Genomic DNA, 16,360 nt, shown 5'->3' with positions numbered 1-16,360 from the left:
CTGCAATGGAGCGCATGATGCCTTATCAGTAGCCATCCTCAATTTTCAATCTGGTCGTCCTGCTCATCATACTTGCGCTGGCACTCCTGAATCGCCTCTATATTCCCTAACGTCCAGTCGAACAGTATTGAGAACGGCCCCTGCAGGGATTTGCCGAGCGGCGTCAGCGAATACTCGACGCCAAGTACCCGCCCGTCCAAGACTTTGCGATGCACCATACCGTTGCGTTCCAGCTTGCGTAGCGTCTGGGTCAGCACGCGTTGCGTGACGCCATCCAGACGGCGCTTGATGGCGTTGAAGCGCTGCGGCTCGCGCAGCACTTCCAGCACCATCATGGACCATTTGTCTGCGATCTGATCGAGCACGATGCGGCTTGGGCAGTCAGCGCGGTAAACAAGGTCGCTCTTATCCATCGGTATCCTCCTGCATCCCTGGGATGCTTAAGGTGCGTAATTGACGTCAGGTATGCAAAGTATACCATTCGACACACGGCGCGAAAAACCCGCACTTGTACCCCAGGTAAAAGGACATTGAGATGACAGATACAGATTTCAGCAAACTCAGGCTGTCTCATGCGCACGGCGTGATGACCATCGCTATCGATAACCCGCCGGTAAACGTGCTTGATGTAGCGCTGATGTCGGAAATCAGCCGTTTATTGCTGGCGGTGCGTGACGATCCGGATACGCGCGTGTTGGTGTTCCAGAGCGCGAACCCAGCGTTTTTCATCGCTCACGTCGACATGACCTTGATCGATGAGCCGCACGCTTTCGACGAACTGGCGAGCAACGCGCCGGAGGGGCTAAATCCGTTCCAGGCGTTTGGCGAACTGCTACGCACCCAGCCGCAGGTCACTCTCGTTAAGCTGGCCGGGCTGGCGCGCGGCGGCGGGGCCGAGTTTGTTGCGGCGGCCGATATGGCTTTCGCCGCACAAGAGCTGGCGGGGCTGGCCCAGTGCGAAGCCTTGATGGGCATTACGCCCGGCGGTGGCGCGACGCAGTATCTGACGAGCCGAATGACTCGCGGCCGCGCTCTGGAAGTGATCCTGGGCGCCGACCTTATCGATGCCGCTACCGCAGAGCGGTATGGCTGGATTAACCGCGCCTTGCCCGCCGCCGAGCTGGATGATTTCGTCGATCGGCTAGCGCGCAATATCGCGGCACTGCCTGAGGGCGTGATTGCGGCGGCCAAACAGGCGATGCCCGCACCGGATTTGCAGGCCGGTTTTTATCGTGAGCACGACGCCTGGGCGGGATTGTTCGCCCGCCCGGCTGCGGAACAGTTGATTCGCGGCGGGCTGAAGGCCGGGGCGCAAACCCCGGAGGGGGAGCGCAACCTTGAAGGCCTGCTGCGCCATCTTGCCCGCTAAGGTACCGCATCGCGCTAGCCCGCCCCCCACTGCGTCAGCAGCGCATGCAGCCTGGCCGGCTCCAGCGGCTTGCGCAGCACCAGATAGCCTTCCTGCTCGGCCTCCTGCAGGATCGGTGAATTGAACTCGCCACTGACCATGGCGCCGCTTACGTCCGGCAGGCGTTCGAACAATGCCTGCAGGATGTCGAAGCCGCTCTCGCCGGAACGCAGGCGCTGGTCGCACAGCACGGCGAACGGCGTGAAGCCGCCGTCGACAATGGCGAAGGCTTCCTCGGCGGAGGCCGCGCAGCGCACGGTGATGCCCCAGGTGCTCATCAGGCTCTCCCAGGCGGAGGTCACCAAGGGATCGTCGTCCACCACCAGGCAGGCGCCGCGCAGCGGTGCATAGCGGGTAGGCGTGGCGGTATTGTCGTAGGCGGCGGTTTCCGGCGCTTTATCTTCGCCGATGTATTGCGTGAAGCGCATCCAGAAGCGTGAGCCTTTGCCTTCGACGGAGTGCATGCCGTACTTCACCTTCATCAGCTTGGCGCAGCGCGCCACCACCGCCAGCCCCAGCCCGTGGCCGGCGCTGTCGATTTTCCACGCCAGCTCGGGGCGGTAGTAAGGGGAGAAGATTTTGCTTTTCTCTTCGTCGGCGATGCCCACGCCGGTGTCCCACACTTCCACCAGGCACTCGGCGCCGCGAGGGCGGATGGCGATCAGCACGCCCCCCCGTTGCGTGTAGCGCAGGGCGTTCTGGATCAGGTTGATCAGCGATTGCCGCACCAGCAGCGGATCGCCCATCACGCTGATACGCCGTCTGGGGCGCCAGGTGCGCAGCGCCAGGGCGCGGCTGTTGGCCTCTTCGCGGAACAGGGTGACCACCGAGTCGAGCAGGGCGCCGATATCCACATGGGTGGCGGCGGTGCGCACGTTGCCGGATTCGATCTTGCTGAGATCGAGCAGCGAATTGAACATCAAATGCACCGAACGCACGCTCTGCTGCAGATCCAGCAGCTGCGGCGTCAGGCTGTCGTCGCGGTTTTTGTGGATGATGGCCTCGATCAGAAAACCCATGGCGTGCACCGGCTGACGCAGATCGTGGCTGGCGGTGGTCAGGAATTGGTTCTTATCCAGCAGCGCCTGTTCCGCCTCTTCTTTGGCCTGACGGAACTGCTCCGCCAGGCGCGAGCTTTGTTCTTCGAGCAGCGCCTGCTGAATAAAGAACGCATGCGAGGTTAACGCGTGGCGGTAAATGGCGAAGCCGTACAGCAAGTTCAGCATCAGCACGATGAACATCACGTCTTCCAGCCGCCAGATGATGCCGAGGTTCAGCAGCCCCCAGGAGGCGAAGAAAAAGCGGGTAAAGGTGCTGATAACCGGCGTCAGATGCGTTGCGTTGGCGGCGACGATCGCGGCGATGCTGATATTGAGCAGCAGAAAAAAGTCAAAGTTATGGGTCTGCGGCGTAATTAAATAGAGTGAGGAGATCCCCAAGCCGTGAATAAAGGCCACCTTATTAATGCGCGGCAGCCAGCGGCGCAGCACGGTGTCTTCATCATTTTCTTTAGCCTCGCGCAGGTAGCGCCGATGCCATATTCGGATCGCCACGGCGCATAGCAGGTAAACCATGATCCAGGCAATGGTTGGGCCGAGTTCATCACCCAGCAAATAAATCCAGATGGCGAAAGGGATGCCGACGAAAGGCACGGCGGTAAAGCTGAACACCAGCCGCATGAAGGTGTTGTCCAGCAGGCGGATCTGCGCGCGTGGGGAGATGCCATCATTTTGTAAATGCTGGAAAAACCTCATGACGACGGATCCCGTTTGCCGTGCAACAGCGTGATGGCTTCCACCCGGCTGTTGACGCCGATCTTTTTCAATATATTGCTGATATGTTCTTTGACGGTGGGTTCGGAAATAGACAGTTGCGTCGCAATTCTTTTATTTGGCAGGCCGCGCAGCATCATAGTTAATACGTCGATTTGCCTCGGCGTTAAATTGAACTTATTTAAGTGCTCATGATGGCTTTTAATGCAGGTTTCATTACCGTCAGGGAACCAATCCTGATTATTATTCAACGCAAAAACCGCCCTGGCGAATAATTCAGGCGGTTCGTTTTTTAATACAAATCCATGCCCGCCGGCAGTGTGCACTTTCTGCCAGATATCGTTATTCTCGTCGCCGCTAACCACCAAGATCCGCACCTGAGGGTAAAGTTGCTTTACTTCTTTGAGTAATTTCAACGCTGTACCGGAAGAAAGCCAAAAATCGATCACCAGTAAACGCGGTGGGCCATTTTCCCTAATATAGCGGTAGCAATTCTCTTCATTGGTCACCACATGCGCCTGTTTGAATCGGCAATGCGTGCTGAGAAAATTGGCGATGCCGCTTGCTACCAATGGATGGTCATCAACGACCAACGCATAATCCTGCCCCAAAGGATTCTCCTTTCGCCTTCAAATATCAGATAGGTCTGATGAATTATTATCAACCCTCCCTACTTTAGGAGGGTTTTTTCGTTTAGGAAAGGGAAATATATTATTCGAGGATTTGGATAAGAGAAAACATAAAGCCAATCGGTAATTTTAACTGATTGGTTATAAAGGATAATTTATGAAGAAACCACTTATCGCTTTAACCGTTACGATGATGGTAGCCGGTTGTTCCACCTTGAAAACCGATCAGGCCATTCCATTACTGCAGGCGGAAACCGCCAAAATGCTGGGGCTGGGATCGTCGGACGAAATTACCGTGACCAACGTCAATGGCGCACAGCCGGATGCGCTGGGCGGCCAAAAACTTTCATATCGCGCCACCACGGAAAAAGGCCGCATTTTCGATTGCTCGTCGCTGATGATGCCGGGAATTTTAGGTTCCTCGCCGTCGCTGAGCGCGCCGACCTGTACGCCGGTGGTCACGCATAAATAATTCGCTTTGGGGGCGGTATTACCGCTTCCTGGTTTTTCATCGTCGGAGCGTCAGCGCCGGGGGGCAATAAGCTTTTGCTTCGACGATCACTAAACCGGCGTGCGCGAAATAACGCCTCACTTCTCCTCTAGTGTATTGAGTTCCCTATAACAATAAATTTCGCGACATCACGCTAACGAGTACGGAGATAGCCCGTGAATGACAAAACATCGCACCCTTTAGCGGTTAGAACACCGCTTTCCAAACTTTACCTCGCTCTATTTTCCGCGCCGTTGCTGATGCTGGCGCCCGCCGATCTCGCTCGCGCAGACGATGCCATTTTTGACGGCGACTCAAAAATTACCGAATCATTGGCCTACACCGGGGACGTTTACGTCGGCCGTAATCAAAGCGGCAACCTGCTGATCGAGAATGGCAAGATCAGCGCCTATAACATCAATATCGGCCGGATGTTCAACGGCCAAATTCACGACAGCGTGGTCACGGTTCGCGGGCCGAACGCCGAGCTGAACGCGGTGAACGATCAGTTCGTGCTGCGCGGCGGCCTGAATCTGGGGCGGGGCACCCTGCGGGTTGAAGACGGCGCGCTGGCCAGCGCGAAAGAGATCGTGGTCGGCACCACCCGTGGCTACGACAGCCACCTGATCGCCACCGGCGCCGGTTCTCGCGTCACCAGCAATTTTCTCAGTGTCGGCACCGATTTAGGGGCACGATCCACGCTGGCGATTGAAGACGGCGCGGTGCTGAGCACCGCTTTTGACGCGCGCATCGGCAATGGCAGCGGGCCGGGTGAGAGCGATACGCTGAGCCCGAAAGCCACGGTCACGGGGGCTAATTCCCAGTGGAACGTCGGCCGCGCGCTCACGCTGTACGGCGATCTGGACGTGTTGAACGGCGCTGCGGTCAATGTCGGCAACATCCAGGTAGCGGGCGTCTCCGGCGCGCGTAAAACCGCCGAGCTGGTGATCGCCGGCAACGGCTCGCGCTTTACCAGCGGCAGCAGCGTCAACGTCGGCGATTACGGCAACGGCGTGTTGGCGGTCATGGACGGCGGGACATTCTCCGCCGGCGGCAACGAAGTGGTGCTGGGCAAGACCGGTTCCGGCTCGAACCGCGGCGCGCTGATTATCGGCAGCCGCGGCAATATGGACACCGGCACCGGGTTGACCGAGCCGACGCTCGGCGCGGCGGGCGCCGCAGGCACCATCGATGCCCAGACGGCGATCGCCCTGCGGGGCGGATTGTTCCGCAGCTATGTGTACTTTAACCATACCGACGGCAATTACGTTTTCAGCAACAAGATGAGCGGCGAAGGCGAGGTGATCAACAGCGCCGGGCACACGACGCTGAACGGCGATCTCACTGGGCTGCAGGCGAACGTCACCGCGCGCGGCGGCAAGCTCATCATCGCCAGTGACATCAATACCCAGAAAGAAGACGACATCTTCGAGATCCAAACCCTCGGCGCCGAGAACGGCGGCACGCTGATCCTGAACGCGACGGCGGGTTCCGACGTCAATAACGGGCAGGGTTACAGCAGCGCCGCCTCGATCAAGGCCGGCGGCACGCTGGGCGGCAACGGCACGCTGGGCCAGACCGAGATCCAGTCCGGCGGTCATATCTCGCCCGGCGATGGCAATATCGGCACGCTGACGCTGAAACGCTACCTGAACTTTATCGGCGAATCCTTCTACGACGTTGATATTGCCGGCGACGGCCGCAGCGACCAGCTGCTGGTGGCGGGCAAAACCACCATCAGCGATCGGGCCAAAGTGCAGGTGACGGCGCTGGATCCGCAAACCAGCTATAAAACCGGCCAAAGCTACCGCATTCTGACCTCGGACGGCGGCATTGACGGCCAGTTCGCGTCGGCGGTCTCCAAGTCCGCCTTCCTCGATGTGGCGCTGAACCACAGCGCCAACGCCGTCGATCTGACCATCGCGCAGAAAGACACGGGCGGGGAAAACCCAGGCGGCGAGAATCCAGGAGGCGAGAATCCGGGCGGGGAAAACCCAGGCGGTGAGAATCCAGGGGGCGAGAACCCGGGCGGAGAAAACCCAGGCGGGGAAAATCCGGGGGGCGAGAACCCGGGCGGAGAAAACCCAGGCGGGGAAAATCCGGGGGGCGAGAATCCAGGCAGCGGCAAGCCGGGCATTTTCCAAACGGTGGCCGAGAGCGGCAACCAGTGGAATACCGCCGGTGCGCTCTCGACGCTGGCGCAGCGCGGTCCTTCGCTGGCGCTGTACAACTCGCTGCTGCTGCTGAGCGCGCCGGAAGCGCGCGAGGCGTTCAATCAGCTGTCCGGCGAAGTCTATCCGTCGATGCAGTCTAACCTGATCGCCGGCAGCACCCAGCTGTTCAATGTGCTGAACCAGCGCATGCTGCGCCTGTTCGACAACGACAGTCTGCCGGTACCGCCGTTGGCGATGTCGCTGGTGCAACCGGCGCAGGCGCAAAACAGCGGCGTCTGGGGGCAGACCTTCAGTTCCTGGGGCAGAAACAGCGGCAACGGCAACGTGGGCAAGCTGGATGGCAACACCACCGGCTTCCTGTTGGGCGCGGATCGCAAACTGGCGGACCATAACGTGCGCATCGGCGGTTACTTCGGTTACAGCCGCGGCGACTATGACGTCGACAGCCGCCGCTCCAAGGCCGATACCGACAACTACCACCTCGGCCTGTATGCGGCCGGGCAGCAGGATGCGTTCTCGCTGCGCGGCGCGCTGGGTTACACCTGGCACAAGATTGAAGGCAAGCGCAACGTCGATTTCAGCGGCTTCTCGGATCGGCTGAAGTCGGATTACGACGCCAACTCGCTGCTGGCGTTCACCGAAGCGGGTTACCGTTTCGGCCAGCCGGAGATGAACGTCGAACCGTTCATCAACCTGAGCTACATCCGACTGCATACCGACAGCTTCCAGGAGTCGGGTGGCGCGGCAGCGCTGAGCGTGCGCAATGAAACGATGAACACCTTCTACTCCACGCTCGGGGTGCGCGGCGTGACCGAACTGCCGAAGAACGTCAGCCTTTACGGCTCGCTCGGCTGGCAACATGCCTACGGCGATAAGAACACCTCATCGCGCATGGCGTTTGCCGGCAGCGACGCGTTCGTCACGCAGGGCCAGGCCGTGGATGACAACGTGATGGTGGGCGATATCGGCGTGAGCGTGAAACTGTCGCGCGCCGCGACGCTGGATGTCGGCTATCAGGGGCAATTCGGCGCCGATACCCGCGTTAATTCGGTCAACGCCAACCTGCGCTGGTCGTTCTGATTTTTCCTCTAGACTTCTCTGGTACTTGCAGGCCCGCTTGATGCGGGCCTTTTTTATGGTGAGTGGCTGACTTTCACGATAAAAAAGCCCGCGCAACGGCGGGCTGAGCGGGAGAAGGCGTTTAACGCCTTTTTTTCTTGCGCCCCGGCTGGGTAAAGCGCTTGCGGCCGGCCGGCGCAGCGGCTTTGTCGGCGCTTTTCGGCCCGCCGGCGCTCGGCTTTCTCGCCGCGGCGGATTTGGCCGGGGCTTTTTTCGCCGGTTTGGCCTCGGATGAAGAGCCTTCAATCAGCTTGAACAGTTCGATCAGCTCGTCATCGGTCAGATCGCGCCACTCGCCCAGCGGTAACCCTTTCAGGCTGACGTTCATGATGCGCGTGCGTTCCAGCTTGGTGACCTCGTAGCCGAAGTGTTCGCACATGCGGCGGATCTGGCGGTTCAGCCCCTGCACCAGCGTGATGCGGAACACGAACGGCGCCTCTTTCTTCACCTTGCACTTTTTGGTCACGGTGCCCAGCATCGGCACGCCGGCGCCCATGCCGCGAATAAACTCGTCGGTCACCGGCTTGTTGACCGTCACCAGATACTCTTTCTCGTGATTGTTGCCGGCGCGCAGGATCTTGTTGACCAGATCGCCGTGGTTGGTCAGAAAGATCAGCCCCTGCGAATCCTTGTCCAGGCGGCCGATCGGGAAGATGCGCTTGCTGTGGTTGACGAAGTCGGCGATGTTGTCGCGCTCGCCGTCCTCGGTGGTGGTGACGATGCCGACCGGTTTATTCAGCGCGATCAGCACCAGATCTTCTTCATTGCGCGGTTCGATCAGCTGACCGTTAACCTTCACGACATCGCCGGCAAATACCTGGGCGCCAACGGTGGCGCGTTTACCGTTGATGAAAACGTTGCCCTGTTCGATGTATCGATCGGCGTCGCGGCGTGAGCAGATGCCGCTCTCGCTAATGTATTTGTTCAGACGAATGGATGAGTTGGTCAGCATGGGATCTCCGTAAAACGCGGACTATACATTACCCGGATGACGCTGCGAAGCGAATCATGCAGGGGGCGGCGGCCATGAACAAAATCCGTCCCTGCATCAATAAGTGCAGACGATAAGTGGTGTCGACAGGCTTGCGTCTTATTGCGATGCTGTTGTCGTCAATAGACTTGCGATCGTCGTTTTGGCATAGCCGATGAATGCTGCCAACGGCTGCTGATGCTGAGGCAGATCATCTATCGCTTGTCCGAGATAAACTCGCCGCGCGGTGCTGAGTACCGGCTGGTGTTCAGATGGCAAGCGTTCCAGCAGCCATTCGGCGGCCACATCTTTGGGGGCGATCCGACCGGTCGCCGCGCTGAACCAGATGCGCGCCAGCGCCAGCACAATGTTGCATTCGTCGCCATGCCAGTCATCAGGCTCGTTCCATTGACTCAGGGTATCGGTGAGCGCGGCGATGAAGTCGCTGCGAGGGACGCTGTCATACAGGAGTTCAAAGGAGGCGCCGAACAGATGTCGATGATGCTGCCGGGCTTTGGTAAGCAGGATCGCCACATCAGGATCCAAGGTGGCGGGGGAGACAATTCCCACCAGCAACTCTTCACGCAGCCATTCGCCAAACTGTAACTCACGTCTTGGCGGATAACGCCAGGGTTTGATGTCGGTCTGTACCAGCACGGTGACTTCCAGCGGGCGAAAAATACTGTCGGCACCTGGCGGAGCCGACACGGTCAGCAAAGCTTTCATGAGGGCGGCCCGAGTGGTTGACATCAGCGGCTTGCTGATGACGACCAAGATGTCGATATCGCTGTTGGGTTTAAGACCGCCATCGACCGCGGATCCATACAGATGGATGCCCAAGAGTGTCTCGCCGAGTTGCTCTGTCAGCACGTTGCATGCGGCGTCGATCTGTGCGGCGATTTCGGTTGGAAGTGTTTCTTTTATCGCTAATTGGGGATTGTTAAAAGACGGCTCAAACCGTTCCCCCACCTTCACCACCCGGGTATTCAGCGGGGTGAGCGTCTGCCCGGCGCTGCCGATCGGCGTCAGGCGCGGCACGGGGCGGCCGCTGTCGCTTTCCACCAGCGTTGAGTGCGTCTCTCCCTCGGCGAACAAATGATCTTCCCCCCACTGGCGCAGGCCGACGATCACCGGAAACAGCGCGCGGCCTTTCTCAGTCAGCACATACTCCTGATAGGCGCTGCCGTCCGCGGCGGGCACGATCTCCAGCACGCCGTGCGTCACCAGGGCGCGCAGCCGGGTGGCAAGAATGTTCTTCGCCATCCCCAGCCCTTTTTGAAATTCGCTGAAACGGGTGACGCCGTCGAAGGCGTCGCGCACGATCAGCAGCGACCACCAGTCGCCAATCACATCCAGCGTGCGCGCTACCGGGCACGGCGCGTCTTCCAGGCTTTTACGTTTCACGGCGTTTATCTCCAGCTATATATTCTGGTTGCATTATAAAACCTCCGCATCTAAAGTTCATTGGGTTTAATTATGAAACCAGATTGAGGTGTGCGATGAGCGACAAACTGCTGGATCCCCTCTGTGCGGCGCTGGGGCGTCTGCCGGCCGCCCTGGTGCTGCTGTTGGCCGGTGCCAGCGCCTTTAGCGTGGCCAACGTTTATTATGCGCAGCCGCTGCTGGACGCCATTGCCCGTGATTTTTCCATCAGCCTGGCGGCGGTCGGCATGGTGATCACCGTGACTCAGTTGGGCTGCGCGCTGGCGTTGCTGTTGGTGGTGCCGCTGGGGGATCGGTTGAACCGGCATCGATTGCTGGCGGGGCAACAGCTGGGGCTGATCGGCGCGCTGCTGCTGGTGGGTTGGGCGCACAGCGCGCCCTGGCTGCTGGCGGGGATGTTGCTGGTGGGGCTACTGGGCACCGCCATGACGCAGGGGCTGATCGCATTCGCCGCGGCCCTGGCGGCGCCGCAGGAGCGCGGGCGGGTGGTCGGCGCGGCGCAGGGCGGGGTGGTGCTGGGGTTGCTGCTGGCGCGCACCTTGTCCGGCGCGCTGGCGGACGTTGGCGGCTGGCGCACGGTGTACTTCTTCTCAGCCGGAGTGACGCTGGTATTGCTGCCGATCCTGTCGCGCCTGCTGCCTGCGCCGCGCACCGCGCCCAGCACGCTGAGTTATCCCGCGCTGCTGCGTTCAATGCTGAGCCTGTTGCTGCGTGACCGCACGCTGCAAATTCGCGGCATGCTGGCGCTGCTGATGTTCGGCGCTTTCAGCCTCTTTTGGAGTTCGCTGGTGTTGCCGCTGAGCCAGCCGCCGTTCAACTTCACCCATGCCGCGGTGGGAGCGTTCGGCCTGGTCGGCGCGGTGGGCGCGCTGGCGGCAGTGCGCGCCGGGCATCTGGCGGATCGCGGGCTGGGGCAGACGGCCAGCGGCGCGTGTCTGCTGCTGTTGACGCTGGCCTGGCTGCCGCTCGGTTTGCTCGGCAGCGGCCTGGTTTGGCTGGTGGCGGGCATCGTGCTGCTGGATCTGGCGGGCCAGGCTATCCACGTGCTGAACCAGAGCATGATCTTCAGCGCCCACCCGCAGTCGCATAGCCGGCTGGTGGGCTGCTACATGCTGTTTTACGCCGTCGGCAGCGGGCTGGGCGCCTTTGCCGGCACCCATATGTACGCCTGGGCGGGCTGGAGCGGCGTCTGCTGGCTGGGGGCGGGCGTCAGCCTGAGCGCACTGCTGTTTTGGCGGCTGACGCTGCGCGGCATGCCGGATGCGGCGGGTAAGAGCTAGCGTGCCGGCGAATGCATCAGGTAATAATCTTCTTCGCCGTCGTTGCCGGTGGCGATGATGCGCCAGCCGTGTTTGCGGTAGAACGCCAGCGCTTTTTCATTTTTCACCAGGCATTTCAGCGAGCCGGTGGCGGTGAAGGTGGCTTGCGCCGCTTGCAGCAGCGCACTGCCGACGCCGCGCGGCGGCTGATGGGGATCGACATACAGGTTATGAATGAAGTTGTCTTCGCGGTAGATGGAGACGAATCCCAGCAGCACGCCGCCGTCTTCCGCCACCCAAATCGCTTCGCCCAGCGTCGCGCGGTCGAAATCTTCCAACTGATAGTTCGAGGTATCGCGCCAACCGAACGCCGCCTTGCGCGACGCCAGGTACAGCGTGCGCAGGAAGGGGCGATCGGCCTCTTGGTAAGGTCTTATTTGCATGGCATCTCCCGGTGGTTTTTGCTCACTATAGCGCATTGTGTAGCGCATGCCCGCAGGGCTAATTTAATCGCTTGTTTGTCCGCGCCGCCGCTGGCATGATCCCCTGCAGGGATTAACGCAACGTTGATCACAACCTATTGATTTTCATGACTCGGGGTGCCCTTCCGCGTGAAGGCTGAGAAATACCCGTATTACCTGATCTGGATAATGCCAGCGTAGGGAAGTCACGGCCGCTCAACCGGCGCCGCCTTCTTGAACGCCGGTTGGGAGGAATATGATCGCTCGACCTGATGCACTACCCGGCGCCCGCGCCGCGGCCTGCCTGACCCAATTCCAACAGCGGCCTCCGCTGATCCACTGCCTGACCAACGAAGTGGTGCAGTCGCTGACCGCCAATGTGCTGCTGGCGCTCGGCGCCTCCCCGGCGATGGTGGTGGAGCCGCAAGAGGCGGCGCAGTTCAGCGCGCTGGCCGACGGCCTGCTGATCAACGTCGGCACCCTCAATGCGCTGCGCGCCGAATCGATGCGGGCGGCGGTGGCCGCCGCCAATCAGGCCGGCAAGCCCTGGACGCTGGATCCGGTGGCGGTCGGCGCGCTCTCCTACCGCACCGCCTTCGCTAAACAGCTGCTGGACGAGCAACCGGCGGCGATACGCGGCAATGCCTCGGAAATCATGGCGCTCAGCGGGTTGCTGGCCAGCGGCCGCGGCGTGGACAGCGGCGACGATTCCTTGGCGGCATTGCCCGCCGCGCGTGAGCTGGCGCAGCGCAGCGGCGCGGTGGTGGCGGTCACCGGCGCGGTGGATTATGTCACTGACGGCCAACGCGACTGGGCGATCGAAGGCGGCTCCCCGCTGATGACGCGGGTGGTGGGCACCGGCTGCGCGCTGTCGGCGGTGGCGGCGGCGTTTTGCGCCCTGCCGGGCGATCGCCTGGACAACGTGGCGACCGCCTGCCGGGTGATGTCCCACTGCGGCGGCCTCGCGGCCAGGCAGGCCGCCGGGCCGGGCAGCTTTACGCCGGCGTTCCTCGATGCCCTGTATCAGCTGCGCGGGGAGGATCTGTGATGAAACGCATTAACGCGCTGACCATCGCCGGCACCGATCCCAGCGGCGGCGCTGGCATTCAGGCCGATTTGAAGGCCTTCTCGGCGCTCGGCGCTTACGGCACCTCGGTGATCACTGCGCTGGTGGCGCAGAATACCCGCGGCGTGCAGTCGGTGTATTACATCGATCCGGCGTTCGTCGCCGCGCAGCTGGACTCGGTGTTCAGCGACGTGCGCATCGACAGCGTCAAGATCGGCATGCTGGCCAACGCCGACATCGTGCAGGCGGTGGCCGAACGCCTGCGCCATTATCGGCCGGAATTTGTGGTGCTGGATACCGTGATGCTGGCGAAAAGCGGCGATCCGTTGCTGGCTCCGGAGGCGGTGGCGTCTATCCGGCGCGAGCTGTTGCCGCTGGTGTCGATCATTACGCCGAACCTGCCGGAAGCGGCGGCGCTGCTGGCGTGCGCGCCGGCGGAAGATGAAGCGCAGATGCGCGAGCAGGGGCGGGCGCTGCTCGCGATGGGCTGCCGGGCGGTGCTGATGAAGGGCGGCCACCTGAGCGAAAGCGAGAGCCCGGACTGGCTGTTTACCGCCGAAGGCGAGCAGCGCTTTACCGCGCCGCGCGTCGCCACCCGCCATACCCACGGCACCGGCTGCACGCTCTCGGCCGCGCTGGCGGCGCTGCGCCCGCGCCATGCCGACTGGGCGGCCACGGTGGCCGCCGCCAAGGACTACCTGCAACAAGCGCTGCAACAGGCGGATACGCTGGAAGTGGGGCACGGCATTGGGCCGGTGCATCATTTTCACGCCTGGTGGTGAGTCAACTTTTTGCCGCAACCGTGGTCTGACTGGTTCAGGCCCGGTTTTATGGGCGAAACCTGATTTAACCTAGGGAGAAGGACTATGACGGGACACCAGGCGCTGCGTTGCGCCCTCTTCGGCGCACTGCTCAGCTTCAGCGCGGGCAGCTTTGCCCAGCAGATCGTCACCACGTCGGATTTGATTCAGCAGCCGGGGTATCAGGCCAGTTGGCAAAACATGGTCAAAGGCCAGGCGCGGATGCCGGGCTGGGCGCGCAAGGGCGTCGGCACCTCTACGCCGGCGCAGAATCTGAACTGGAAAGGCAAAGAGTATCTGGTCGGCAATCTGTGCAAACCGCACGACTGCGGCAACAACTTTTTGATCGTGGCGTTCAGCGCGGACAAATCCCAGGCCTGGGGCGTGCGGGTCGAGGTGGAAGATCGGCCGGAAGCCGTCGATCATCCGAAGAAATATGCCAGGTACCAGTGGCTCGGCAAGCCGGATGAAGACATGAAGGCGCTGCTGAAGCAGCAGTTCGAGAACAATCCCGACTGGAAATAATCTGACCGGGGGCGCCGCTGCCGGCGCCCCCGGCGTTGATCAGCCGATGCCGGCCTGATGCAGATCGTGCAGGTTGAGCGCCCCCACCAGCACGCCGTCCATGTTGACCACCGGGGCCGCGCTGATGTGCTGTTCGTGCAGCGCTTCCAGCGCCTCTCCGGCGCGCCACTGCTCCGGCAGCCGATAGCCGGGGCGGGTGATCGCCGGGCTGAGCGGATCCTGCAGGCTATTACCCTTCACCAGCCAGCGGCGCAGGTCGCCGTCGGTAAATACGCCCACCACACGCTGCTGCGCGTCGCAGACCGCCACCAACCCCAGCCCGGTGCGGCTCAGTTCCAGCATCGCCTCCATCACGTTGGCGCTTTCGCTCACGCGCGGCAGGCGATCGCCGGTGCGCATCAGGTGATGCACGCGGTTCAGCAGGCGCGCGCCCAGGCTGCCGCCCGGGTGCGAGCGGGCGAAGTCTTCCGCGTTGAAACCGCGCTGGCGCATCAGCGCCATCGCCAGAGCGTCGCCCATCATCAGGGTGTTGACCGCGCTGGAGGTGGGGGCCAGCCCCATCGGGCAGGCTTCGCGCTCAACGCCGATATCCAGCACGCAGGCCGCAGCCTGCGCCAGCGGCGACTCTTTGCCGCCGGTGATGGCGATCACCGGAATGCCGTTCTCCGCCAGCAGCGGCAGGATCAAGTCCAGCTCTTTGGCGCGGCCGGAGTAGGAGATGAACACCACCACGTCGTCGGCGCCGATCATGCCGAGATCGCCGTGCAGCGCCTCCGCCGGATGCACGAAGAACGACGGCGTGCCGGTGCTGGCCAGCGACGCGGCGATTTTCTTGCCGATATGGCCGGACTTGCCGATGCCGGAAATCACCGCTTTGCCGCGGCAGTTCAGCAGCAGCTCGCAGGCGCAGACGAAATTGTCATCCAGGCGCGCCAGCAGGCGCTGCGCTTCGGTCAGCTCGATCTCCAGCGTTTCACGGGCGAAGGCGAGCAGGGCGTTGGCGTTACTCATTGGGGTCTCCTACCAGAAGGATATTGATGCCTTTCGCTTGCAGGGCGGCGAGGTAATCGGGGTTGATGTCTCGGTCGGTGATCAGCGTGTCGACAGCGCTGAGTTCGCACACCACGTTCGGGCTCTTGCGGCCGAATTTCGAGGAGTCCACCAACAGAATAATGCGGCCGGCGGCTTCGCACATCGCCTTGCTGACGTTGTGCACTTCGTTGAAGGTGGTGACGCCGGCGTTGAGATCGACGCCGTCCGCGCCGATAAACAGCTTGTCGAAGCTGAATTGCTGAAACGCCGATTCCGCCAGGCTGCCGTGGAACGAGGCCGATTTTTTGCGGTAGGTGCCGCCGGGCATCAGGATGGTCTGATCGTTGTCCAGCTCCACCAGCGCGTTGACGATGGTCAGGCTGTTGGTCATCACCGTGATGTTATTGAACTGCGCCAGGTGCGGCACCATCTGCAGCACCGTGCTGCCGGCGTCGAAGATCAGCGAGTCGCCGTCGGCGATCAGCGCCACGGCGGCGCTGGCGATCTGGCGTTTTTTCTCGGTGTTGATATGGGTTTTGCGGTCGATCGGCTGATCGCCGTCGTCGCGGCTGAGCACCACGCCGCCGTAGGTGCGGATCACCTCGCCTTCTTCTTCCAGCAGGGTGAGATCCTTGCGGATGGTGGTGCCGGTGGTGGAGAAATGCTCGGCCAGGGCGTCCACTGCCGTTTTGCCATGCCGCTGCAGATATTCAAGGATAGCGGCCTGCCGCTGCTTTGGTTTCATCGCGATTCCCGTTCACAAGAGTTGGGCATTTCCCCTCGCTGAATAATTCACTATGAAAGGTAATGTCTTTTAATGTGAAAATATCACGATTTGGGTTCAATCGCTAACGATAGTGCAGACTGGCATGCGCGATCCTCGGGGAAGATCACATCCGGGCGCAAATCCCGCTGATGCAATCCGTGTAAATGAGACAGCGGGCGGGGCCGGGCGAAAACGGTCAGGCCGCGCAGCAACAGGCTGCCGCACACCCGCCGATCGGCGTCGAAGGCCAGCGCCAGCACCACCCGCGGGCGGAAACGGCCGCCGGAACGGCCGACGCCGACGGCGCCCAGCCGGCATAAACCGTCGAAGGCGCGGTTGAAGCGCTGCAGTTGCCACCAGCCGAAGGCGATTTGCAGCAGCCAGGCCAGCAGCGCGAAGGCGATCAGAGCTTGTGTCATGGGGGTTCTCCTTACGCCCCCTTCCAT

Annotated in this window: 16 protein-coding genes, 1 pseudogene and 1 riboswitch; of the genes and pseudogenes, 7 read left to right on the top strand and 10 right to left on the bottom strand. The window is 61.6% G+C overall.

Annotated elements, in window-relative coordinates; genetic code table 11:
- Nucleotides 1–38: 38 nt before the first annotated feature.
- On the bottom strand, nt 39–413 hold the full coding sequence (locus WFM45_RS14375) for a winged helix-turn-helix transcriptional regulator (RefSeq protein WP_197759134.1): 375 nt from the start codon (nt 411–413) through the stop codon (nt 39–41).
- 122 nt (nt 414–535) lie between these two features.
- On the opposite strand from WFM45_RS14375, the gene WFM45_RS14370 reads away from it, so the two are divergent.
- Nucleotides 536–1,369 carry an enoyl-CoA hydratase/isomerase family protein gene (locus WFM45_RS14370; protein WP_031299942.1) on the top strand — a complete coding sequence of 278 codons (834 nt, stop codon included), beginning with the start codon at nt 536–538 and terminating at the stop codon, nt 1,367–1,369.
- 14 nt (nt 1,370–1,383) lie between these two features.
- Here WFM45_RS14370 and WFM45_RS14365 read toward each other — a convergent pair whose 3' ends face one another.
- Nucleotides 1,384–3,162, bottom strand: a complete 1,779-nt coding sequence (locus tag WFM45_RS14365; RefSeq protein WP_336956155.1) for a hybrid sensor histidine kinase/response regulator — start codon at nt 3,160–3,162, stop codon at nt 1,384–1,386.
- A complete protein-coding gene (locus WFM45_RS14360) occupies nt 3,159–3,791 on the bottom strand; it encodes a response regulator transcription factor (RefSeq protein WP_336956153.1) in 633 nt (210 codons plus the stop codon). The genes WFM45_RS14365 and WFM45_RS14360 overlap by 4 nt, the downstream gene beginning before the upstream one ends.
- A gap of 175 nt (nt 3,792–3,966) precedes the next feature.
- Here WFM45_RS14360 and WFM45_RS14355 point away from each other — a divergent pair, with 175 nt between their 5' ends.
- Nucleotides 3,967–4,281 (top strand): hypothetical protein, encoded by a 315-nt coding sequence (locus WFM45_RS14355; protein ID WP_015378764.1) that lies wholly within the window; start codon nt 3,967–3,969, stop codon nt 4,279–4,281.
- 194 nt (nt 4,282–4,475) lie between these two features.
- Nucleotides 4,476–7,553, top strand: a complete 3,078-nt coding sequence (locus tag WFM45_RS14350) for an autotransporter outer membrane beta-barrel domain-containing protein (RefSeq protein ID WP_336956151.1) — start codon at nt 4,476–4,478, stop codon at nt 7,551–7,553.
- A gap of 121 nt (nt 7,554–7,674) precedes the next feature.
- Here WFM45_RS14350 and rluF read toward each other — a convergent pair whose 3' ends face one another.
- From rluF to WFM45_RS14335, 3 genes and pseudogenes are all read right to left on the bottom strand, one after another.
- On the bottom strand, nt 7,675–8,544 hold the full coding sequence (gene rluF, locus WFM45_RS14345) for a 23S rRNA pseudouridine(2604) synthase RluF (protein WP_336956150.1): 870 nt from the start codon (nt 8,542–8,544) through the stop codon (nt 7,675–7,677).
- Nucleotides 8,545–8,682: 138 nt separating this feature from the next.
- A complete protein-coding gene (locus WFM45_RS14340) occupies nt 8,683–9,486 on the bottom strand; it encodes an aminoglycoside adenylyltransferase family protein (protein ID WP_060560462.1) in 804 nt (267 codons plus the stop codon).
- 42 nt (nt 9,487–9,528) lie between these two features.
- Nucleotides 9,529–9,966: pseudogene (locus WFM45_RS14335) on the bottom strand (winged helix-turn-helix transcriptional regulator); the annotation flags it as partial.
- Nucleotides 9,967–10,061: 95 nt separating this feature from the next.
- Here WFM45_RS14335 and WFM45_RS14330 point away from each other — a divergent pair.
- Entirely contained in the window at nt 10,062–11,285 is a 1,224-nt protein-coding gene (locus WFM45_RS14330; protein WP_336956148.1) for an MFS transporter, read from the top strand.
- On the opposite strand, the gene WFM45_RS14325 is transcribed toward WFM45_RS14330, so the two are convergent.
- Nucleotides 11,282–11,707 (bottom strand): GNAT family N-acetyltransferase, encoded by a 426-nt coding sequence (locus tag WFM45_RS14325; RefSeq protein ID WP_336956146.1) that lies wholly within the window; start codon nt 11,705–11,707, stop codon nt 11,282–11,284. The genes WFM45_RS14330 and WFM45_RS14325 overlap by 4 nt on opposite strands.
- A gap of 142 nt (nt 11,708–11,849) precedes the next feature.
- A riboswitch (TPP riboswitch) is annotated at nt 11,850–11,946 on the top strand.
- A gap of 35 nt (nt 11,947–11,981) precedes the next feature.
- On the opposite strand from WFM45_RS14325, the gene thiM reads away from it, so the two are divergent.
- The 3 genes from thiM (at nt 11,982) to WFM45_RS14310 (ending at nt 14,116) form a co-directional block, all read left to right on the top strand.
- Nucleotides 11,982–12,773: a hydroxyethylthiazole kinase gene (thiM, locus tag WFM45_RS14320; protein WP_048325237.1), complete on the top strand. Its 792-nt coding sequence runs from the start codon at nt 11,982–11,984 to the stop codon at nt 12,771–12,773.
- Nucleotides 12,773–13,573 (top strand): bifunctional hydroxymethylpyrimidine kinase/phosphomethylpyrimidine kinase, encoded by an 801-nt coding sequence (thiD, locus tag WFM45_RS14315; protein WP_033648851.1) that lies wholly within the window; start codon nt 12,773–12,775, stop codon nt 13,571–13,573. Before thiM ends, thiD begins: the two co-directional genes overlap by 1 nt.
- 84 nt (nt 13,574–13,657) lie before the next feature.
- Complete coding sequence (locus tag WFM45_RS14310; protein ID WP_197763910.1) at nt 13,658–14,116, top strand: Ivy family c-type lysozyme inhibitor; 459 nt, start codon at nt 13,658–13,660, stop codon at nt 14,114–14,116.
- Between the two features lie 39 nt (nt 14,117–14,155).
- Here WFM45_RS14310 and gutQ read toward each other — a convergent pair whose 3' ends face one another.
- The 3 genes from gutQ to gutM form a co-directional block, all read right to left on the bottom strand.
- Nucleotides 14,156–15,127 (bottom strand): arabinose-5-phosphate isomerase GutQ, encoded by a 972-nt coding sequence (gutQ, locus tag WFM45_RS14305; protein WP_049278613.1) that lies wholly within the window; start codon nt 15,125–15,127, stop codon nt 14,156–14,158.
- Complete coding sequence (gene srlR, locus WFM45_RS14300) at nt 15,120–15,893, bottom strand: glucitol operon DNA-binding transcriptional repressor SrlR (RefSeq protein WP_048325242.1); 774 nt, start codon at nt 15,891–15,893, stop codon at nt 15,120–15,122. The genes gutQ and srlR overlap by 8 nt, the downstream gene beginning before the upstream one ends.
- 83 nt (nt 15,894–15,976) lie before the next feature.
- A complete protein-coding gene (gene gutM / locus WFM45_RS14295; RefSeq protein ID WP_033632369.1) occupies nt 15,977–16,333 on the bottom strand; it encodes a transcriptional regulator GutM in 357 nt (118 codons plus the stop codon).
- Nucleotides 16,334–16,360 lie beyond the last annotated feature (27 nt).

The sequence above is a fragment of the Serratia sp. KG1D genome, from assembly GCF_037150675.1.
GTDB lineage: Bacteria > Pseudomonadota > Gammaproteobacteria > Enterobacterales > Enterobacteriaceae > Serratia > Serratia nematodiphila.
Note: the sequence above shows the minus strand (reverse complement) of the source record. Positions and strands in the feature narration are given on the sequence as shown.